Source organism: Amycolatopsis sp. A133 (assembly GCF_031082405.1).
In the GTDB taxonomy this organism is placed as follows: Bacteria; Actinomycetota; Actinomycetes; order Mycobacteriales; family Pseudonocardiaceae; genus Amycolatopsis.
On record NZ_JAVHJU010000017.1, the window covers coordinates 102,869 to 122,465 of the forward strand.

18 protein-coding genes and 1 riboswitch are annotated in these 19,597 nt (G+C 72.5%); of the genes, 13 read left to right on the plus strand and 5 right to left on the minus strand.

From position 1 onward, the window contains the following. The first annotated feature begins 34 nt into the window (after positions 1-34). The 7 genes from rsmA to Q5425_RS15920 all read left to right on the plus strand — a co-directional run bounded on the left by rsmA (position 35) and on the right by Q5425_RS15920 (position 7,870). Positions 35-871: a 16S rRNA (adenine(1518)-N(6)/adenine(1519)-N(6))-dimethyltransferase RsmA gene (rsmA, locus tag Q5425_RS15890; RefSeq protein ID WP_308672988.1), complete on the plus strand. Its 837-nt coding sequence runs from the start codon at positions 35-37 to the stop codon at positions 869-871. A 127-nt stretch (positions 872-998) separates the two neighbouring features. Beyond that, positions 999-1,089: riboswitch (SAM riboswitch) on the plus strand. Positions 1,090-1,298: 209 nt separating this feature from the next. After that, complete coding sequence (locus Q5425_RS15895; RefSeq protein ID WP_308672989.1) at positions 1,299-2,312, plus strand: ATP-binding cassette domain-containing protein; 1,014 nt, start codon at positions 1,299-1,301, stop codon at positions 2,310-2,312. Positions 2,313-2,438: 126 nt separating this feature from the next. Then, a complete protein-coding gene (locus Q5425_RS15900) occupies positions 2,439-3,398 on the plus strand; it encodes a 4-(cytidine 5'-diphospho)-2-C-methyl-D-erythritol kinase (protein WP_308672990.1) in 960 nt (319 codons plus the stop codon). After that, a complete protein-coding gene (locus Q5425_RS15905) occupies positions 3,395-3,802 on the plus strand; it encodes an ASCH domain-containing protein (protein ID WP_308672991.1) in 408 nt (135 codons plus the stop codon). The genes Q5425_RS15900 and Q5425_RS15905 overlap by 4 nt, the downstream gene beginning before the upstream one ends. A 4-nt stretch (positions 3,803-3,806) precedes the next feature. Then, complete coding sequence (locus Q5425_RS15910) at positions 3,807-5,573, plus strand: ABC-F family ATP-binding cassette domain-containing protein (RefSeq protein ID WP_308672992.1); 1,767 nt, start codon at positions 3,807-3,809, stop codon at positions 5,571-5,573. Further along, on the plus strand, positions 5,570-6,157 hold the full coding sequence (locus Q5425_RS15915) for an adenylate kinase (protein ID WP_308672993.1): 588 nt from the start codon (positions 5,570-5,572) through the stop codon (positions 6,155-6,157). The genes Q5425_RS15910 and Q5425_RS15915 overlap by 4 nt, the downstream gene beginning before the upstream one ends. Positions 6,158-6,181: 24 nt before the next feature. Then, positions 6,182-7,870, plus strand: a complete 1,689-nt coding sequence (locus Q5425_RS15920; protein ID WP_308672994.1) for a fatty acyl-AMP ligase — start codon at positions 6,182-6,184, stop codon at positions 7,868-7,870. A 113-nt stretch (positions 7,871-7,983) separates the two neighbouring features. Here the strand turns inward: Q5425_RS15920 and Q5425_RS15925 are convergent, their stop codons facing one another. The 4 genes from Q5425_RS15925 to Q5425_RS15940 form a co-directional block, all read right to left on the minus strand. Beyond that, positions 7,984-8,340 carry a DivIVA domain-containing protein gene (locus Q5425_RS15925; RefSeq protein WP_308672995.1) on the minus strand — a complete coding sequence of 119 codons (357 nt, stop codon included), beginning with the start codon at positions 8,338-8,340 and terminating at the stop codon, positions 7,984-7,986. A gap of 170 nt (positions 8,341-8,510) precedes the next feature. Next, positions 8,511-8,828, minus strand: a complete 318-nt coding sequence (locus tag Q5425_RS15930; RefSeq protein WP_308672996.1) for a DivIVA domain-containing protein — start codon at positions 8,826-8,828, stop codon at positions 8,511-8,513. Positions 8,829-8,849: 21 nt separating this feature from the next. Beyond that, complete coding sequence (gene pth, locus Q5425_RS15935; protein WP_308672997.1) at positions 8,850-9,443, minus strand: aminoacyl-tRNA hydrolase; 594 nt, start codon at positions 9,441-9,443, stop codon at positions 8,850-8,852. 22 nt (positions 9,444-9,465) lie between these two features. Next, positions 9,466-10,065, minus strand: a complete 600-nt coding sequence (locus Q5425_RS15940; protein WP_308672998.1) for a 50S ribosomal protein L25/general stress protein Ctc — start codon at positions 10,063-10,065, stop codon at positions 9,466-9,468. 342 nt (positions 10,066-10,407) lie between these two features. On the opposite strand from Q5425_RS15940, the gene Q5425_RS15945 reads away from it, so the two are divergent. Next, positions 10,408-11,502: a hypothetical protein gene (locus Q5425_RS15945; RefSeq protein ID WP_308672999.1), complete on the plus strand. Its 1,095-nt coding sequence runs from the start codon at positions 10,408-10,410 to the stop codon at positions 11,500-11,502. Between the two features lie 99 nt (positions 11,503-11,601). After that, positions 11,602-12,243 (plus strand): NAD(P)H-binding protein, encoded by a 642-nt coding sequence (locus Q5425_RS15950; RefSeq protein ID WP_308673000.1) that lies wholly within the window; start codon positions 11,602-11,604, stop codon positions 12,241-12,243. A gap of 78 nt (positions 12,244-12,321) precedes the next feature. On the opposite strand, the gene Q5425_RS15955 is transcribed toward Q5425_RS15950, so the two are convergent. Next, the gene (locus Q5425_RS15955) at positions 12,322-15,057 is read right to left on the minus strand and encodes an FAD-binding and (Fe-S)-binding domain-containing protein (protein WP_308673001.1); all 2,736 of its coding nucleotides are present in this window, start codon (positions 15,055-15,057) and stop codon (positions 12,322-12,324) included. A gap of 84 nt (positions 15,058-15,141) precedes the next feature. Between Q5425_RS15955 and Q5425_RS15960 the strand changes: the two genes are divergently transcribed. From Q5425_RS15960 to Q5425_RS15975, 4 genes are all read left to right on the plus strand, one after another. Continuing rightward, the gene (locus tag Q5425_RS15960; RefSeq protein WP_308673002.1) at positions 15,142-16,281 is read left to right on the plus strand and encodes a GAF domain-containing protein; all 1,140 of its coding nucleotides are present in this window, start codon (positions 15,142-15,144) and stop codon (positions 16,279-16,281) included. Further along, positions 16,278-16,901 carry a response regulator gene (locus Q5425_RS15965; RefSeq protein WP_396135178.1) on the plus strand — a complete coding sequence of 208 codons (624 nt, stop codon included), beginning with the start codon at positions 16,278-16,280 and terminating at the stop codon, positions 16,899-16,901. Before Q5425_RS15960 ends, Q5425_RS15965 begins: the two co-directional genes overlap by 4 nt. Before the next feature lie 132 nt (positions 16,902-17,033). After that, a complete protein-coding gene (locus tag Q5425_RS15970; RefSeq protein ID WP_308673004.1) occupies positions 17,034-18,056 on the plus strand; it encodes a polyprenyl synthetase family protein in 1,023 nt (340 codons plus the stop codon). Positions 18,057-18,081: 25 nt separating this feature from the next. Beyond that, on the plus strand, positions 18,082-19,593 hold the full coding sequence (locus tag Q5425_RS15975; protein WP_308673005.1) for a prenyltransferase/squalene oxidase repeat-containing protein: 1,512 nt from the start codon (positions 18,082-18,084) through the stop codon (positions 19,591-19,593). The last annotated feature ends 4 nt before the right edge of the window (positions 19,594-19,597 follow it).

Genomic DNA, 19,597 nt, shown 5'->3' on the forward strand with positions numbered 1-19,597 from the left:
TCACGCGAGTTCCGGGGTCAAGTAGGCTCGTCCGGTGGTTGAACTGTTGGGACCTGCCGAGATCCGCGGGCTGGCGGCCGAGCTGGACGTGCGGCCGACGAAGAAGCTCGGGCAGAACTTCGTGCACGATCCCAACACCGTCCGCCGGATCGTCGAACTCGCCGGCGTCACCCCCGGCGACGTCGTCCTCGAGGTCGGGCCCGGGCTCGGGTCGCTGACCCTCGGGCTGCTCGCCACCGGGGCGCGGGTCGTCGCCGTCGAGATCGACCCCAAGCTCGCCGAACGGCTGCCGGAAACCGTCGCCGAGCGGGGCCCCGAAGCCGCGGGGAACCTCACCGTCGTCGGGGCCGACGCCATGCGCGTCACCCGGGAGGAACTGGGCGAGCCGACGGCCCTGGTCGCCAACCTGCCCTACAACGTCGCCGTGCCGGTGGTGCTGCACCTGCTGGCCGAGGTGCCGTCGCTGAAGACCGGCCTCGTCATGGTCCAAACCGAAGTCGCCGAGCGGATGGCCGCCGGCCCCGGCAGCCGGATCTACGGCGTGCCGAGCGTCAAGCTCGCCTGGTACGGCAGCGCACGCAAGGTCGCCGCCGTGCCACGCTCGGTGTTCTGGCCCGTGCCGAACGTCGATTCCGCGCTCGTCGCCTTCGAACGCGGAGACACCACCGCGTCCGAAGACCGGGAGCTGCTCTTCGGCCTGGTGGACGCCGCCTTCTCCCAACGCAGGAAGACGCTCCGCGCCGCGCTCGCGGGCTGGGCGGGCTCGGCCGAACGCGCCGGCGAACTCCTGACGGCCGCCGGGATCGACCCGAGGACCCGCGGCGAACAGCTGGACGTGCACGACTTCGCCCGGATCGCCGCCGCGCGTTAGCCGTTCCACAGTGGAGACGGGTAAAAATACGCCCTCCCCGCCGTGATCCCGCGATTCGGACACCGCCACTCGTGTGATCTGGGCCAACAGGCTTGCGTTCGCTCCTCGGGATCGGTTTTACTCAGTACGTCCATCCCGAGCGACTGAGAGACCTGGCTCGCCGAAGTCGCAGCAACCACCCTCCGCAGGGCAGGTGCTACCGCCAGGACCGATGGAGGCCGTTTTAGATGAAGAGGGTAGCCCGCCCCCTGCTCCTGACCAGGCGTCGCGTTGTCGACGAAGGCCGCCGCTCCGTGACCGCATGTCGACGCTCCAACTGAGCTTGTCGTAGCCGGTCCACCTCTTCTTCACGCACCGTCCGAACAGGACGGAACTCGCTTGCGGCCGGGTGCCGCGCCATGCGCGCACCCCGTTTTCTGGAGCCTTCGTGATCACCGTCGAAAATCTGTCCAAAACCTTTGCCACCAACGGAAATTCGGTCGTCGCCCTGCGGGACGTGAGCGTTGAGGTCCAGGCCGGCTCGCTGTTCGGCGTGGTCGGTCCCGCCGGGTCCGGCAAGTCCGTCCTCGCCCGCTGCATCGCGCTGCAGGAGCGCCCCGACCGCGGCGTCGTCCGCCTCGACGGCCTCAACACCGGCACCCTCGACGGCCGCCGCCTCCGCGAAATCCGCCGTCAGCTCGGGGTCGTGTCCACGAAGCCGGAGCTGATCGCCGAGCGCACCATCGCCGGCAACATCGCGTCCCCGCTCGAGCAGCTCGGAGTCGACGGCCCGCAGCGCCGCAGCCGGGTCGGCTCGCTGCTCGACCTCGTCGGCCTGACCCCGCGCGCCGCGCAGCACCCCGGCGAGCTGTCCGCCGGTCAGCTCCGCCGCGTCGCGGTCGCGAAGGCGCTGGCGGCGGCCCCCGCCGTGCTGCTTGCCGACGACCCGACCGCCGGCGTCGACCCGGAGGAGGCCGGTGCGGTGCTCGCCGTCCTCGACCGGGCGCGGTCCGAGCTGGGCGTCACCGTCGTCGTCACGACGCCGGACGCGGGCGTGGTCCGCCGGGTCTGCGACGACGTCGCGGTGCTGGAGGACGGCACGGTCGTCGAGCGCGGCACGGTGCTCGACCTGATCTCCGACCCGGCCAGCCGCACCGCCCAGGCGCTGCTGCCCGCCATCGAGACCAGCCGCGCGCAGGCGGCGCGCTACGACCGCTCGGCCGACGTCGTGCTGGTCGGCTTCGCGTCGGTGGGCGCGCTGCTGCCCGAGGCCGCGGGCCGCTTCGACGTCGAGTTCGCCACCATCGGCGGCGGCCTGACCCGGATCGGCGACACCCCGGTCGGCCGGTTCCGCCTCGGCGTCCGCGGCGAGCGGGCCGACGCGGCGCTGGCCTGGGTCGCCGAGCGCGGCGGGCACGTCACCCACACCGCCCGCGGTCCGCAGGGCATCGCGGCCGCCTGACCCGTACCGGCCCCAAGCGCCCCAATGTGGCGTTCGGTGCGTCCAACGCACCCAATGTGGCGTTCGGTGCGTTGGACGCAACCAACGCCACATTGGGGCGCTTTGGCGGGCACGTAGGCTGGTCGGGTGCTCGCCGTAGTTCCGCCCCCAGTCACCGTCCGGGTTCCGGCCAAGGTCAACCTGCACCTTTCGGTCGATGACCTGCGCGAAGACGGTTACCACGAGCTGGTGACCGTCTTCCAGGCGCTGTCGCTGACCGACGAAGTGACCGTCGCGGTCACCGAAGAACCCGGCATCGAGGTCTTCGGCGAAGGGGAGGGCACCGTCCCGACCGGCCCCGAAAACCTGGCCTGGCGGGCCGTCGAAGCGCTGGCCGCGCACGTCGGCCGCACCGAGGAGCCGAAGGTCCGGGTGGTGCTGCGCAAGGGCATCCCGGTCGCCGGCGGCATGGCGGGCGGCAGCGCCGACGCGGCGGCGACGCTCGTCGGCCTGGCGAGCCTGTGGAACCTCGACGTCACCCGCGACGAGCTGGCCGCGATCGCCGCCGGCCTGGGCAGCGACGTCCCGTTCGCGCTCTACGGCGGCACCGCGCTGGGCACCGGGCGCGGCGAACAGCTGGTCCCGGTGCTGTCGCGGCACACGTTCCACTGGGTCTTGGCCTTCGACGCCGAAGGGCTGTCGACGCCGAAGGTGTTCGGCGAACTGGACCGCCTGCGCGCGGCGGGCAACCCGCCCCGGATCGGCTCGCACACGCCGGTGGTCGAGGCGCTCGCCTCGGGTGACCCGCGCCAGCTGGCCCTGCTGCTGGGCAACGACCTGCAGGCGGCGGCCGTCTCGTTGCGGCCGGACCTGCGCCGCACGCTCCGGGCGGGCGTCAACGCGGGCGCCCTCGCGGGCACGGTGTCCGGCTCCGGTCCGACGTGCGCGTTCCTCTGCGAAGGCGCGCAGTCGGCGGTGGAGGTCGCGGCCGAGCTGTCGGGCGCCGGCGTGTGCCGGACGGTCCGCGTGGCCCACGGTCCGGTCCCGGGAGCCCGGCTGGTGGGCGGGGACGACGCGCCGCGCCCGGCGCCGCGGGTGCACGCGTGAAGCACGCCGAGTTCGCGTTCCCCGGTCCGCTGCGCGACAAGCTGGTCGCGGCGATCCTGCGCGGGGAAAAGACTTCGACCACCGGCCTGCTCGTCGAGTACGAGAAGTACGGCGAGGAGCTGCCTGCCGTCGGCGAGCGCGAGCTGATGATCGATTCGGCCGGTGCCGGGGTCGCGGTTCTCGAGACGACCGAGGTTCGCGTCCTGCCACTGTCCGAAGTGGACCTGCAACACGCCCTCGACGAGGGTGAGGGCTTCACGAGCGTCGCCGAATGGCGCGCCGACCACACGGCCTACTGGCACAGCGCCGAAATGCGCGCCGCGCTGGAGGACCCCGAATTCACCGTGGACGACACGACCATGGTCGTGGCAACCCGGTTCGTCATCGTAGAAAGGATCGGCTGAACGGATGGCCAACCTGGTCAATCTCGAGTCGGTGAGCAAGTCCTACGGGGTGAAGCCACTGCTGGACGGCGTTTCTCTCGGTGTCGCGGCCGGGCAGCGCATCGGCGTCGTCGGGCTCAACGGTGGCGGCAAGACCACCCTGCTGGAAGTCCTTTCCGGACTCGCCGAGCCGGATTCCGGGCGGGTCAGCCACGTCGGCGGCCTGCGGATGGCCGTGGTCACCCAGCGCACCGAACTCCCGGACGGCAGCACGGTCGGCGACGTTGTGCTCGAGCGGTACGGCGCCGAACACGAGTGGGCCGCCGACGCCCGCGTCCGCTCCATTGTGGACGGGCTGGGCATCACGGCGATCGGGCTCGACAAGCCCACCGCGAACCTGTCCGGTGGCGAGCGGCGCCGGGTCGCCCTGGCCGCCGCGCTGACCGGCGAACTTGACCTCGTTGTGCTCGACGAGCCGACCAACCACCTGGACGTCGAAGGTGTCCGCTGGCTCGCCGACCACCTGCTCGCGCGCCGGATCGCGGTTGTGGTCGTCACGCACGACCGGTGGTTCCTCGACACCGTCGCGACCCTGACGTGGGAGGTCGCGAACGGCCGCGTCGAGCAGTACGAAGGCGGTTACGCCGACTGGATCTTCGCGCGCGCCGAGCGGGCGCGGCTGGCCGCGACGGCCGAGGAGAAGCGGCAGAACCTGGCCCGCAAGGAGCTGGCGTGGCTGCGCCGCGGCCCGCAGGCCCGCTCGTCGAAGCCGCGCTACCGCATCGAGGCCGCCGAAGCGCTGATCGCCGACGTCCCGCCGCCCCGCGACTCGGTCGAACTGCAGGCGTTCGCGAAGCGGCGGCTCGGCAAGACCGTGCTGGAACTGGAAGACACGACGTACGCGGTCGGCGACCGGACGCTGCTCGACCACGTCACCTGGCGGATCGGGCCGGGCGACCGGATCGGCCTCGTCGGCGTCAACGGCTCGGGCAAGACGTCGCTGCTGAAGCTGCTCGGCGGTGACGTCGAGGGCAGCACCGGCCGCCGGATCGAGGGCAAGACGGTCGCGCTGGCGCACCTGCGCCAGGAGCTCGACGACCTGCCCGGCGACCTGCGGGTGCTGCAGGCGATCGAGCAGGTGGCCGGGCGCGTGGTGTTCGGCAAGCAGGAGATGACGGCGTCGCAGCTGGGCGAGAAGCTGGGTTTCCCGGCGGCCCGGCAGTGGACGCCGGTCGGTGACCTTTCGGGCGGCGAGCGACGCCGGCTGCAGCTGTGCCGGCTGCTGATGGCCGAGCCGAACGTGCTGCTGCTCGACGAACCGACGAACGACCTGGACATCGACACGCTGCAGCAGCTGGAGGACCTCCTCGACGGCTGGCCGGGCACGATGGTCGTCGTCTCGCACGACCGCTACCTGGTCGAACGCGTTTGCGACACGATCGTCGCGCTGTTCGGCGACGGCCGGATCACCCACCTCCCGGGCGGCATCGAGGAGTACCTGAACCGCCGGGCCCTCGCCAAGGAACCGGCGGCCGCGGCGGCTCCGACGGCCGCCAAGACCGAGGCGAAGAAGTCGGCGGCGGACTTGCGCGCGGCGCAGAAGGACCTCGGCCGGCTGGAGCGCAAGCTCGATCAGCTGCACGCCAAGGAGGAGAAGCTCCACGCGTCGCTGCTGGAGGCCGCGACGGACCCGGCGAAGCTGATGGAGCTCAACGCCGAGCTGAAGGGCGTCCAGGGCGAGATCGAGGACGTCGAGGGCCGGTGGCTCGAGACGTCCGAGCTGCTGGAATGAGGGTGCTCGGGCCCGACGAGCCCCTCGGCGTACCGCAGCTGCGGCGGATCGCGGTGGCGGGCGGGGCGGGCTCGGGCAAGTCGACCCTCGCGCAGACGCTGTGCGAGGGCCTCGGCGTGCCGTACGTGGCGCTCGAATCCTTCTACCTCGGGCCCGGCTGGACCGTGCGGGACACCTGGGAGGCCGAGGTGCTCGACTTCCTGGACGGCGACGTCTGGGCCATCGAGTGGCAGGGCGAGCAGGTCCGGGACCGGATGACCGCCCGCCTCGACGTGCTGGTGTGGCTCGACCACCCGCGGGCGCTGGTCATGGCCCGGGTCGTCATCCGCACGCTGAAACGTCGCTTCGGCCGCGGTTCGAAGATCGCCGCGGGGAACGTCGAAGGCCCGTTGCGCACCTTCTTCACCGACCGTGAGCACATCGTCAAGATGGCGTGGCGGTACCACCCGATCCTGCGCGCGCGGGTCCGTCAGGTGATCGGAGAGGACCGCTACCCCGGCCTCGTGGTCGTCCGGCTGCGGGGCCAGCGCCAGGTGAACCGGTGGCTTCGCGGCCCGCTTTCCGCTTTGCTCGGCGGACGTTGACGCCGAGACAGTAGTGTTCCCGCCATGAGCAGGTTCGTGGACACGCTCGTCGCCACCGCGACGAAGCGGGGGCAGCAGCGCGGCATGGTGACCGGAGAGCCGAAGGAACCGGTCCGGCGGACCTGGGCCGAGGTGCACGCCGAAGCCCGGCGGATCGCCGGTGGTCTGGTGGCCGGCGGGTTCGAGCGCGGGGGTGCCGTGGCGGTGCTGGCCGCGGCGCCGGTGCTGATCGCGCCGACCGTGCAGGCCGTGTGGCTGGCCGGCGGCAGCGTCACGATGCTGCACCAGCCGACCCCGCGCACCGACCTCGCCGAGTGGGCCGAGGACACCGTGCGGGTGCTCGGGATGATCGGCTCCGACCTGGTGCTGCTGGGCGAGCCGTTCGATCAGCTGGCGCCGGTGCTGGCGGAAAAGGGCATCGGCTTCAAGCTCATCACCGAGCTCGCGGAAGCCGAGCCGCTCGCCAATGTGATTGTCACGGACGAGGGCGACACCGCGCTCCTGCAGCTGACGAGCGGGTCGACCGCCGATCCGAAGGCCGTGCGGATCACCTACGGGAACCTGTACTCCAACGTCAAGGCCATGGTCGAGCGCGCGGAGTTCGACTTCGACGTCGACGTGATGGTGTCGTGGCTGCCGACGTTCCACGACATGGGGATGGTCGGCTTCCTGACCGTGCCGATGACCTTCGGCGTCGAGCTGGTCAAGATCACGCCGGTCGAATTCCTCTCCGGGCCGTTGATCTGGCCCGAGCTGATCACGAAGTACCACGGCACCACGACGGCGGCGCCGAACTTCGCGTACGCGATCGTCGGGCGCCGGATGGCCCGCGTCGACGAAGACGACGCCTACGACCTGTCGAAGCTGCGCATCGCGCTGAACGGCGCCGAGCCCATCGACGAGACCGCCGTCCAGACCTTTGTGGACGCCGGCGCCCGGTTCAAGATGCCTGCCGAGTGCGTCTTCCCGGCCTACGGCATGGCGGAAGCGACGCTCGCGGTCTCGTTCGCGCCGCTGTTCACCGGCCTCACCCTCGACGTCGTCGAGGCGGACGCGCTGGAGGCGGAGAACCGCGCGGTGCCGGTCCCCGAGGGCGACCCGCGGCGCGGCACCGACGGCGTCCGGTCGTTCGCGCTGCTCGGCCGGCCCCTCGACGGGCTGGAGGCGGAGATCGTCAACGACGCCGGCGCGCCGCTGGGTGAGCGCGAGGTCGGCGAGATCCGGCTGCGCGGCGAAGCCGTGACGCCCGGCTACCTGACCATGGACGGCCCGCTCGACACGCAGGACGCGGACGGCTGGCTGAACACCGGCGACCTCGGGTACCTGGTGGACGGCCAGATCGTCATCTGCGGCCGCCGCAAGGACGTCATCATCATGGGCGGCCGCAACCTGTACCCGACGGACATCGAGCGCGCGGCGACCTCGGTCGACGGGGTGCGCGCGGGCAACGCGGTGGCGGTCCGGCTGGACGCGGGCAGCCGTCGCGAGCGGTTCGCGGTGGTCCTGGAGTCGAAGCTGGCGGGCGACGCCGAAGCCGAGAAGAACCTGATGAAGCAGGTGTCGGCCCGGGTCCGCGACGCGGTGGACATGCGGCCGTACGCGGTGGTGGTGCTCCCGGCGGGCAGCCTCCCGAAGACGCCTTCGGGCAAGGTCAAGCGCGCGGCAACGGCCCAGCAGTTCGCCGACCGAATCAAGAAGAACGCCGACGCCTGACCCGTCACTTTCCCTATGAAAGTTGCGTGCCTGGGGCCTGGAGGCGTCACTTTCCCTATGAAAGTTGCGTGCCCGGCGCCTCGAGGCGTCACTTTCATAGGGAAAGTGACGTCTTAGCGTTGCTGGACGCGGATGGCGCGGAGCGTGGGTGGGGCGGCTCGCTCGGTTGTGGCTTCCGGGGCCGTGCGGGCGCCCGGGAGGTCCGGGGCCTGGCCGGTGCGGGCGGCGAGCTGGTGTTCCACCGCGTCGAGGAACTCGTCGACTTCGCGCTCGTCGTAGCCTCGCTTGCCGATCAGCGGCTTCGAGAACATCACGTGGTGCACTTCGGCGGCGGTCAGGTCGTCCTCCTCGCCGAGCGTCTTGGCGATCCGCCGGACGAACTCGTCGACCTCGTGCTTCGCGTAACCACGACGGCCGATCGGGGCGTTACCGAAAGTGACCTCGGCGAGGTCTTCGGCGGTGAACGACATGGAACTCTCCGATTCCGGGTTGGACGGGATGCGAAACTCCCGTACACCGTCCTAACCCGTGAACAGGCTGCCCGAAAGGGGCTTTCCCCAACCTCACCCCGAAGGACGGCCTCCGGCCCGCCTTCGGGTGACTCCGCGCTACCGAGCGCTGTGTGGCCGGCTTCACACCGTCAGCCGCGGCCGAACCACTTCCGCGGCCCCTGCGACGGCTTCTCGTCCTCGATGACCGGTCGCGGGTTGCGCAGCTCCACCAGCGCCGCCTCGGCCTCGTCGAGGAACAGGTCGACCTGGGCCTGGTCGTAGCTGCGCATGCCGACCGGCATGATCGTGAACTCGACGTAGTGGATGTCGTCCGGGGTCAGGATGTTCCGCCCGGCCAGCGCCTCGGCGATGAGGTCGAGGAAGGCGTCCACCTCGTCCTCGTTGTAGCCGCGACGGCCGAACCGGGGTTTGCCGAAAGCGATCGCCCGGACTTCGTCGGGGGTCATGGCTTCACCTTGCCACCCATGTCAGCCCGCGTGGAAGGCGTTCTGCGCGGCCGCGAGGCCGGTGCCGATCAGCGCTTCGGTCGCGTCCGCGCACCGATCCACCTCCAACGGGAGTTCCTTGCGCTCGACCGTCGAAAAGTCCTTCAGCACGAAGTCCGCGGGGTCCTGGCGGCCCGGAGGGCGGCCGATGCCGAACCGCACCCGGTAGTAGTCGCGGGTGCCCAGCGACTTCGAGATCGAGCGGAGTCCATTGTGGCCGTTGTCGCCGCCGCCGAACTTGAGCTTCAGCGCGCCGAAGTCGACGTCGAGCTCGTCGTGCACCACGACCAGGCCGGACGGCGGCACCTTGTAGAACTTCGCCGCGCCGACGACCGGCCCGCCGGAGAGGTTCATGTACGAACGCGGCTTCACCAGCACCACGCGGCGGCCGGCCAACCGGCCTTCGAGCACTTCGCCGCCGCTCTTGTGCGTCTTGAACTTGCCGCCGATGCGGGCGGCGAGCTCGTCCAGCACCATGAACCCGACATTGTGCCGGTTTCCGGCGTACTGGGGTCCGGGATTGCCGAGGCCGGCGAGCAAAATCAGCTCGCCGGCCCCGGGCACGTCTTCGGTCACGCTCGAAACGGTAACAGCGGCGTTATTCGGCGGCTTCGGCCGACTCTTCGCCCGCTTCGGCGTCGTCGTCGGCCTCTTCACGCTGCGGCTCGTTGACGGCCACGACGAGCGACTCCGGGTCCGTGATCAGGGTGGCGCCCTGGGGCAGCTCGACCTGGCCGGCCAGCACCTGGGAACCGATCTCCAGGCCCTCGATCGAGACCTCGAACTGCTCCGGGATGTGCAGCGCCTCGACCTCGACCTGCAGGGTGTCGACGTCCTGGTTGACCAGGCCGCCCGGGCCGGGGTTGCCGGTCACGACGACGGGGACGTCGACGACGATCTTCTCGCCGCGCTTCACGACCAGCAGGTCGACGTGCTCGATGTAGTTCTTCAGCGGGTGGACCACGATGGTCTTGGTCAGCGCCAGCTCGACCGAACCCTCCAGGTCCAGCGTGATGACGGCGTTCGAGCCGTTCTCGCGGACGACGCGGGCGAACTCGATCGCCGGCAGCGCGAAGTGCCGCGGGTCCGACCCGTGGCCGTAGAGGACGGCGGGGATCTTGCCGGCGCGACGCGTGCGGCGCGCGGCGCCCTTGCCGAACTCGGTGCGCGGCTCGACGGACAGACGTACCTCGGACACGGTGTGGCACTCCTTCAAATCACGACAGCATGCTGCGGCGGGGAAGCGTTGTGTTGTTCAGAAGTATCGGCGGCGAGTTTCCGGGCGTGCACGACGACGGGGGCTACTCGAGCCGCCGCGTCGATCACGCCGGGCACCCCAGAAGGGCCCCGCCTCGCCGAGACAACCTCAAGAGTGTAAACCAACCTCATCACGGTGGGTTGCGGCGGGTGCCCGGCCCAGGCTAGAACCCTCCTGAACCCCGGTGCGTGACGACACAAATCCGGTGGCGGGACGACGCCGGCCGAGGTGTGCTCGGTAGCGGGAGAGCAGGGGGCGGGAATGCGGGCTCGACGGAGCAGGGTGGCGGCGGTGCTGCTGCTGGGCGGGCTGCTGGCCGGCTGTCAGGTGGCGGTCGCCGGCACGGCCGGTGTCTCCGCGGCCGACCAGGCGACGGCGGACCGGCGCGCCGAGCAGCGCGCCGCGGTTGACGCGGCTCTCACCGCGCTGGGCCAGGCACCCGCGGTGGCGCTGAAGTCCACGGTCAAGGGCGCCGACCAGCAGTTCCGGGTCACCCGCGGCGGCAACGCCGTCGGCGGGCTGCCGCTGGACGGCCGCTTCGTCCAGGTGACGGCCGCCGCCGGCCAGTTCTACCTGCAGGCCGACGCCGACTACTGGAAGGCGCACGCCATCGACGAGGGTGCGCAGTTCGGCACGAGCTGGGTGCGTTCGCTCGGCTCCGAACTGCCCTTCGACCCGGCGGCCCGGTTCGCGCCACCGGCGCTGGCCGAAGGGCTGCGCAAGGCGCTGGCCGGTCTCGACCGCCTCGACGAGCCGGTCAAGGCGAAGCTCCAAGACGGCACCGAGGTCTACCAGCTCGGCGCCGCGCCCAGCGTCCTGCGCGTCACGACGGCCAAGCCGAACCGCGTCGTCAGCTTCGCCCCGGCGCTGCTCGACCCGCAGGCCGGCCCGAAGTACGGCGCCGAGTTCCAGGTCACCGCGCTCACCGGGGACGCGCTCAAGGCGTTCCACACCGACCTCGACGCCACCGTCGGCGGGCTGGGGCAGCCGTTCGAGGGGCTGGTGCAGGCCAGCGCCGTCGTCACGAACCAGGTCCTCGACTGCAAGGACTTCGTCGGCTCCTGCACGACGACGGTCGACGTCTCCAACAGCGTGGTCGGCACGCCGGCGTCGGGGGAGAAGAGCGTCGTGCACATCTCCCTCTCGGTCGAAGTCAGCGCCGAATCGCTCGGCGCGCAGACCTGCACGGCGGCCGGGGACGCGGAGCCGTACGCGACGATCAAGCTGTCCTGCGCGGTGAAGTTCAAGCTGCCCAACCGCACGGCCAGTTACCAGGTGCTGTCCAAGCCGAACGCGACGGCGGAGGTCCGCGCGGGCCTCGACGTCAACGCCGTCAAGCAGAAGGTCGCGGCCGAGTTCGCGGGCCTCGGGGGCTGACCTGGACGCATACCCCCAGGTGTGTAGCTCCCGTTGAAGTAGGTGATCTTCCGTTCCTAGCATCGGCTGCGGACAGCCGAGACGAACGGAGAAACAGACATGGCCAAGCTGGTCATTTTCGGGGCGACGGGGTACGCCGGGGGCAAGATCGGGGCCGAGGCGCTGCGGCGCGGGCACGAGGTCGTCGGCGTCGCGCGCCACGCCGGCTCGGTGCCCGAAGGCGTCGACGAGCGGCAGGGTTCGCTGCACGACGAGGAGTTCGTGGCGGGCTTGGCGAAGGACGCCGACGTCTTCGTGGTCGCCACCCCGGCCCGCGAGATCGACGGCAAGAAGCTCATCGACGCCGTCCCGGCCCTGGCGCGGATCGCGACCGAGCACGGCGTCCGGCTGTCGTTCGTCGGCGGCGCGGCGAGCCTGCACGTGGCCGAGGGCGGCCCGCGGCTGTTCGACACCCCGGAGTTCCCGGCCGAGTACAAGGAGGAGGCCGGCAGCCACGCCGAGGTCCTCGGCCTGCTGCGCGAGCAGCCCGAGAGCCTGGACTGGTTCTACGTCAGCCCGGCCGCCGAGTTCGGCGCGTGGACGCCCGGCGAGCGCAAGGGCGAGTTCCGCGTCGGCGGCGACGTCCTGCTGACCGACGAGAACGGCAAGTCGCACATCGGCGGCGACGACTTCGCGATCGCGTACGTCGACGAGATCGAGCAGCCGAAGCACCGCCGCGCGCGCTTCACCGTGGCTTACTGAAGTCTGCCGCGGCTGGTCGTGAGTGGTAAGGCGGGTTCGAACCCGCCTTACCACTCACGACGACTTGCGGGAGGCTCGTCACGGCAGCGCCCGGCGGAGCAGCTCCGCGAGGTGCACCGGCGTCCGGCCCGACTCCTGGGCGATCTGCGTCCGGCAGCTGAAGCCGTCCGACACGACCACCGTGTCCGGGGCGGCCGCGCGGATCGCGGGCAGCATCCGGTCCTCCGCCACCGCCTTCGAAACCTCGTAGTGGCCGCGCTCGAACCCGAAGTTGCCGGCCAGCCCGCAGCAACCCGAGTCCAGGGTCGTGTTCCGGACACCGGCGGCCGCCAGCGCGGACTCGTCGGCGCCGAAACCCAGCACGGCGTGCTGGTGGCAGTGCACCTGCGTGATCGCGTCGACGTCGAGCGCCGCGAACGGGATCGGCGCCCGCTCCAGCAGTTCCGCGAACGTGAAGGTCCGCGAAGCCAGCAGTGAGGCACGCGCGTCACCCGGCATGAGCGCGGGCAGGTCGCCGCGGAACAACGCCGTGCAGCTCGGTTCCAGGCCCGCCACCTCGCAGCCGTCTTCGAGGTAGGGCATGAGCACGTCCAGGGTCCGGTCCAGGACGCGCCGCGCGACGCCGAGCTGGCCCGTCGACACCCAGGTCAGTCCACAACAGACGCCACGGTCCGGCAGCACGACGTCGTACCCGGCCGCGGTGAGCACCTCGTGGGCGGCGTCGAGCACCGACGGCGTCAGGTAGTTGTTGAACGAATCCGGCCACAGCACCACCCGGCGCTCCCCCGTGGCCCGGCGGCGCAGATCCGCCCGGGCGCGGGTGAACGGCGACGGCGCGAACGACGGCAGCTCGCGTTCCGGGGCGATCCCGCCGAGCCGTTTCACCCAGCGCGCCAAGGACGACCGCCCGACGGCGTTGGCCAGCCGCGGCACCCGCGCGCTGAGCCGCAGCCACAACGGCAGCCAGCCCATCGAGTAGTGCGACGCCGGGCGCAGCCGCCGCCGGTAGTGCTGGTGCAGGAACTCCGCCTTGTAGGTCGCCATGTCGACGTCGACCGGGCAGTCCGACAGACACCCCTTGCAGGACAGGCACAGATCGAGCGCGTCGCGGACCTCGGTGGAGCGCCAGCCGTCCGTGATGACCTCGCCGTTGAGCATTTCCGCGAGCAGGTGGGCGCGCCCGCGCGTCGAGTGCTGCTCCTCGCGGGTGGCGCGGTAGCTCGGGCACATCACACCGCCACCGCCGGTGTTGCGGCACTTCCCCACCCCGACGCAGCGCCGCATCGCCTGGCCGAAGTTCCCGCGGTCCTCCGGGTACCCGAGGAAGACGGTGTCCTCGACGGACGACGGCGTCGATCGCACCCGCAGGTCGGCGTCGACCGGCCGCGGCGCCACCAGGATGCCGGGGTTCATCCGCCCGGCCGGGTCGAAGACCGCCTTGAACCGCGCGAAGACGTCCAGCATTTCCGGGCTGTACATCCGGGACAGCAGCTCGGAGCGCGCCTGGCCGTCGCCGTGCTCGCCGGACAGCGAGCCGCCGTGCGCCGCGACGAGGTCCGCGGCCTCCTCCAGGAACCGCCGGAACCCGGCGATCCCCGGCGGCGACAGCAGGTCGAAGTCCAGCCGCAGATGCAGGCAGCCTTCGCCGTAGTGGCCGTAAACGACGCTGCGGCGCCCGTGCCGCCGCATCAGTTCCTTGAACTCGCGCAGGTACGCGCCGAGCCGCTCGGGCGGGACGGCGGCGTCCTCCCAGCCGGGCCACGCCTCCGAACCGTCGGCGAGCCGCGTCGCGAGCCCGGCGCCTTCCTCGCGGATGCGCCACAGCCGGCGTTGCGCGGCCGGGTCGTCGAGGACGGCGAAGCCGGTGAGGTCGAGCGACGCGGCCAGCGCGCGGGCCCGCTCGGCGGGGTCGTCCCCGGCCAGTTCGACGAACAGCCACGCCCCGCCCGGCGGCAGGTCGCCCGCCCGGCCGGGGAGCATCGCGACGAGCTCGGCGTCCACACCTTCGACGGTCAGCGGGGACCACGGCAGGATCGACGGCACCGCGTCGGCCGCCGCGATGTCGGAGGGGAAGCCCAGCACCGCCAGCACCTTGTGGTCCGGGAGCCGCGCGAGCGAAACCGTCGCCTCCAGGATGGTCACGCACGTGCCTTCCGAGCCGACGAGCGCCTTGGCGACGTCGAAGCCGTTCTCGGGCAGCAGGTGTTCGAGCCCGTAGCCGGAAACCCGGCGCGGCCACGTCGAAAGTTCCCGGCGCAGCAACGCCAGGTTGTCCCGGACCAGTGCGCGCAGCTCGTCGAAGATCCGGCCCTCGGTGGGCTCGTCCGGGCCCACCCGCAGCCGCGTGCCGTCGTAGAGCAGGACCTCCAGCGAGCGGACGACGTCGACCGTGCGCCCCCACGCCACCGAGTGCGAACCGCACGCGTTGTTGCCGATCATCCCGCCGAGCGTGCAGCGGCTGTGCGTCGACGGGTCGGGGCCGAACCGCAGGCCGTGCGGGGCCGCGACCGTCTGGAGGTCGTCGAGCACCGTTCCGGGCAGCACCCGCGCGAGCCGGGCCTCGGGGTCCAGGGACAGCACCCCGCCGAGGTGGCGCGAGGTGTCGATCACCAGCCCCGGCCCGCACGCGTTGCCGGCGACGCTCGTGCCCCCGCCCCGCGCGATCACCGGCAGGTCGCGGGCGCGGGCCTCGGCGACCGCCGCGACGAGGTCGTCGACGGTCTCCGGCAGCACCACGCCGCGGGGCACGTGGCGGTAGTTCGATGCGTCGGTCGTGTACAGGGCGAGCGTGGCGGCGTCGGTGAGGATCTCCACACCCCCATTCAAGTCGACCGGAGGCCGTCGTACCTCTCCAGCCGGGTATGTCCGGAACCACACCCGGTGTGCGATCGTGACTGCGTGACGGCAAAGGAGCACGTCGCCGAGTACAGCGCGGTGCTGGGCGAGCTGCTGCGCGAGCGCGAAAAGCTGCTCGGCACGCTCGACCGGGTCGCCGCACTGCACGGGACCGCGCGCCTGATCCGGGAAGCCGTCGGCGCGAAGGCCGGGTTCGTCGCCGAGCTCGACCGGCCCGAGCCGGCCGTGATCCGCTGGATGTCCGGGACCCGGACGAACTCGCTGCAGGACCTCGAAGTGCCGGTCGGCCAGGGCATCGGCGGGCGGGTGCCGGCGCTGGACCGCCCGGTGCGGGTCGCCGACTACGTCAGCTCACCCGCCATCACCCACCACTTCGACGCCCAGGTCCGCGGCGAGGGCCTGGCCGCGATGCTCGCCGTCCCGGTCGTCGCGCGCGGGGAGACCGTCGCCATCGCCTACGCCGCCATGCGCGAGCCCGCCGACTTCGGTGACGACGCCGTCCGGCGGATGGAGGAGGTCGCGCGCGAGGCCGGCACGGCGCTGCACCTGGCGAGGGTCGCCGAAACGGACCGCACGGCGGCGGTGGCGGGCGAGCGCCTGCGGATGCAGAGCGCGCTGCACGACTCCGTCGGCGCGCTGCTGTTCTCCATCGGGGTCCAGGTGCGCGACCTGCACGAGGACTTCCACGGGAACCCCGGCCTGGAGGCGCGGCTGCGGCGGCTGGAAGGCGACGTCTCCGCGGCGGCGGGCGCGTTGCGCGAGTCCCTGCTGGCGCTGTCGGAGTGCAGCCCGGAGCGGGCGCTGCCGGTCGAGCCGGCCGAGCACTGCCGCTCGTTCCGGGCGCGCTGCGGCGTCCCGGCGCGGTTCGTGCAGCTCGCGGCGGTGCCGCCGCTGGACGCCGAGCGCACCGCGCTGCTGGTCGCCGCGGTCCGCGAAGGACTGCTCAACGTCGAGAAGCACGCACGGGCGTCTTCGGTGATCGTCAGCCTGCTGCCCAGCGACGACGGCGTGCAGGTCGTCGTCGCGGACGACGGCGCGGGCACCGACGTCGTCCCCGGCACCGGCATGGGCCTGCGGACGCTGACCGAGCGCGCCGCGCGGCTCGGCGGCCGGGTCAGCCTGGTCCGCGACGACGACGACGGCTGCACCCTGCGCGCGTGGGTGCCCCTGGTGCGACGGTGACCCCCGCGACCGTCTTCGTCGTCGACGACCACCCGGTGGTCCGCGACGGCGTGACGCTGCTGCTGCGCTCGGACCCGTGCCTGACCGTGATCGGCTCGGCGGAGTCGGGGCGGCCGGCGATCGAGCGGGTGGCGTCGCCGGCCCCGGACCTGATCCTGCTCGACCTGCGGCTGCCGGACATGCTCGCGCCGGAGGTCGTCACCGAGCTGCGCCAGGTCCACCCCGACGGCAAGATCGTGGTGTTCACCGCGCACGGCGACCACCAGGGCGTGCTGGCGGCCTCGGAGTCGGGCGCGCACGGCTGCCTGCTGAAGGACGCGGCCGGCGCGCAGCTGGTGACCGAGCTGCGCCGGGTCCTGCGCGGCGAGCGCGTGGTCGACCCGCGGATCCTCCCGGACGCCGGGCAGCGCTCGGACGCCGTGGCCCGCAGTGGCCTGACCCGCCGCGAGTACGAGGTCCTGCGGCTGGCCGCGCAGGGCCGGACGAACCCGGAGATCGCGGAGTCGACGGGGCCGGCGCGCAACACGGTGAAGACGTACCTGCAGTCGGCACTGCACAAGCTGGGCGCCCGCAACCGCGTCGAGGCGATCGGCAAGGCCGGCGAAGCCGGGCTGCTCTGACCGTCCACTGAGGACCGACGCGCGCCGGTCATGCGAAATCCACTTCCCTTCCGTGCGCCATCGACTGGTGGCCGGGTGCGCGCCCGCAGGACGATGCCAGTTCCGGATCGATCCGGCGAGGGAGGTGGTCACGTGGACGGGACGAGCCGAAGCGGCGAAGACCTTTCCGCCGCGGAGATCGTGGCTTGGGGCCGGGACCTGGTGACCCCGGCGCTCCAGGTGGTGGTGAAGCGCCTGCCGACGGAGATCGCCGACCTGGCCGCGCACCACTTCGGCTGGGCGTCCGGCGGGGACGGCGGGAAGGCCGTCCGGGCCACCCTCGCACTGCTCTCCGCGGAAGCGGTGGGCGGGCAGGCCGCCGACGCGCTCGACGCGGCGGTCGCGGTCGAGCTGGTCCACAACTTTTCGCTGCTGCACGACGACGTCATGGACGGCGACCGGACGCGCCGGCACCGGCCCACCGCCTGGGTGGCCTTCGGGGTCCCGGCGGCGATCCTCGCCGGGGACGCGCTGCTGGCGCTGGCCGGGCACGTGCTCGCCGAGAGCGACGGCCCGCTGGCCGGACCCGGGCCGTCGTGGCTGGCCGAGGCGCTCCTCGCCCTCGTCGAGGGGCAGAACGCGGACCTCAACCTGGCCGGCCGCGCACAAGTCGGGCTGACCGAGTGCGTCGAAATGGCCGCGGGCAAGACCGCGGCGCTGCTGGGGGCGTCCTGCGCGCTCGGCGCCTGCGCCGGCGGTGCCGGCACCGCTCGGACCGCCGCGCTGAAGGAGTTCGGCGACCAGCTCGGGCTCGCCTTCCAGCTGGTCGACGACCTCCTCGGGATCTGGGGTGACCCCCGGGTCACCGGCAAGCCGGTGCGCGCGGACCTCGCGGCCCGCAAGCGGTCCCTGCCGGTGGTGGCCGCGCTGAACGCCGGTGGCGCCGCCGCCCGCGAGCTGGCCGAGCGCTACGCCTCGCCGGAACCGTTCGGCGAGGAGGGGGAACTGGCCGTGGCCGCGCTGATCGAGCGGGCCGGTGGCCGGGACTGGGCCCGCGCCGAGGCCCGCCGCCGGCTCGACGCCGCACTGGCCGCACTGGCCGCCGCCGGCCCGGTCCCCCGCGCCGCCGCCCGGCTGACCCGCATCGCCCACCTGGTCGTCGACCGGGATCGCTGAGGCTGTCCGCGCCCGAGGAGACATGGTGCCCACCGTCAACGAACTGCTCGACAGCCTGCTCGCCGAACCGGCGGGCCGGGTCTCGCCCTCGGTCTACGCGACCGGGCGGCTGGTGACGTCGGCCCCCTGGCTCGCCGGGCACCGCGATCGCTGCGAATACCTGCTGGCCGGGCAGCAGGCCGACGGCACGTGGGGCGGGCCGGTGGGCTACCGGCTGGTCCCCACCCTCAGCGCCACCGAGGCGCTGCTGACCACCGTGGCCCGGGACGCACCGGATCCGGCACTGCGCACCCGCCTGCGCACCGCGGCCGAGTCCGGCCTGGCCGCCCTGGTCCGGCTGCTCGGCACCGGCGAGCCCGTCACCCTGCCCGACACCGTCGCCGTCGAACTGCTGGTGCCGGACCTGATCGGGCAGCTGAACGACCACGGGGCCGTCCGGCTGCCCGTGCCGCGCAACCTCGACGCCGCGAAGCCGGGCAAGATCCGGGCGGCCGTCGCCGCCGGGGCGCCGATCCCGGTGAAACTCGCCCACTCGCTGGAACTGGCCGGTTCGGCCGCGGCGGGCGCGGCCTCGGTCACCGCGTACGCCGGGTCGGTCGGCTGCTCACCGCCGTCCACGGCCGTCTGGCTGGCCGACGCGGAGTTCCGCCGCCGGCACCCCGAGAGCGTCGCCCACCTGGAAGCCCTGGTCGCGCGCCACCGCGGGCCGGTGCCGACGGTCGTGCCGATCACCGAGTTCGAACGGGCGTGGGTGGTGGCGGACCTGGTGCGCGGGTTCCCCGGCGTCCGCGTACCCGCACAGCTCGTGGCGGCCATGGCCGCCGCCGTCGCCGGCGGCCCCACCGGCGGCGCCGCCGGCCTGCCGCCGGACGCGGACACGACCAGCGCGACCCTCTTCGCGCTCTCCCGGCTGGGACGGCACCGCAGCCCGGAGTGCCTCTTCGAGTTCGAACTGGACACCCACTTCTGCTGCTGGCACGGCGAACGGACCGCGTCGCCGACCGCCAACGCCCACGTGCTGGAGGCTTTCGACGCCCACCTGGTCCACCGGCCCGCCGACGCCGTCCGCTACCGCGCGGCGATCGCGAAGATCGTCCGGTTCCTGGGCGAGGCCCAGGAGGCGGACGGCAGCTGGACCGACAAGTGGCACGCCTCGCCGTACTACGCGACCAGCTGCTGCGTCCAGGGACTGACCGTGCCGGAAGCGGCGGGCCTCGGTGCGGCGGCGGCCGTCCGCCACGCGGTGAACTGGGTGCTGGGCACCCAGCGCCCCGACGGGTCCTGGGGCCGCTGGGGCGCCACCGCGGAGGAAACCGCTTACGCACTGCGCGTCCTGCTGGCCGCCGAGACCCCCGAAGCGAGCCGGGCCATCGACCGGGGCAGCGCGTTCCTGCGCGGCATGGGCGGCCGGTTCGACCTGGTCCCGCTGTGGCACGACAAGGACCTCTACACCCCGCCCGCGGTCGTCGGCGCGGCGATCCTCGCGACGTCGAACCAGCTCCGGTACCGCTCGGCCGTCCGCCGGATCGCGAGCTGAGGCC

Bases quoted from the DNA above. Each gene is read 5' to 3' on its own strand.
- Q5425_RS15910 (WP_308672992.1), top strand. From the start codon at position 3,807: ATGGCCAACCTGGTCAATCTCGAGTCGGTGAGCAAGTCCTACGGGGTG.
- Q5425_RS15915 (WP_308672993.1), top strand. From the start codon at position 5,570: ATGAGGGTGCTCGGGCCCGACGAGCCCCTCGGCGTACCGCAGCTGCGG.
- Q5425_RS15920 (WP_308672994.1), top strand. From the start codon at position 6,182: ATGAGCAGGTTCGTGGACACGCTCGTCGCCACCGCGACGAAGCGGGGG.
- Q5425_RS15925 (WP_308672995.1), bottom strand. From the start codon at position 8,340: ATGTCGTTCACCGCCGAAGACCTCGCCGAGGTCACTTTCGGTAACGCC.
- Q5425_RS15930 (WP_308672996.1), bottom strand. From the start codon at position 8,828: ATGACCCCCGACGAAGTCCGGGCGATCGCTTTCGGCAAACCCCGGTTC.
- Q5425_RS15950 (WP_308673000.1), top strand. From the start codon at position 11,602: ATGGCCAAGCTGGTCATTTTCGGGGCGACGGGGTACGCCGGGGGCAAG.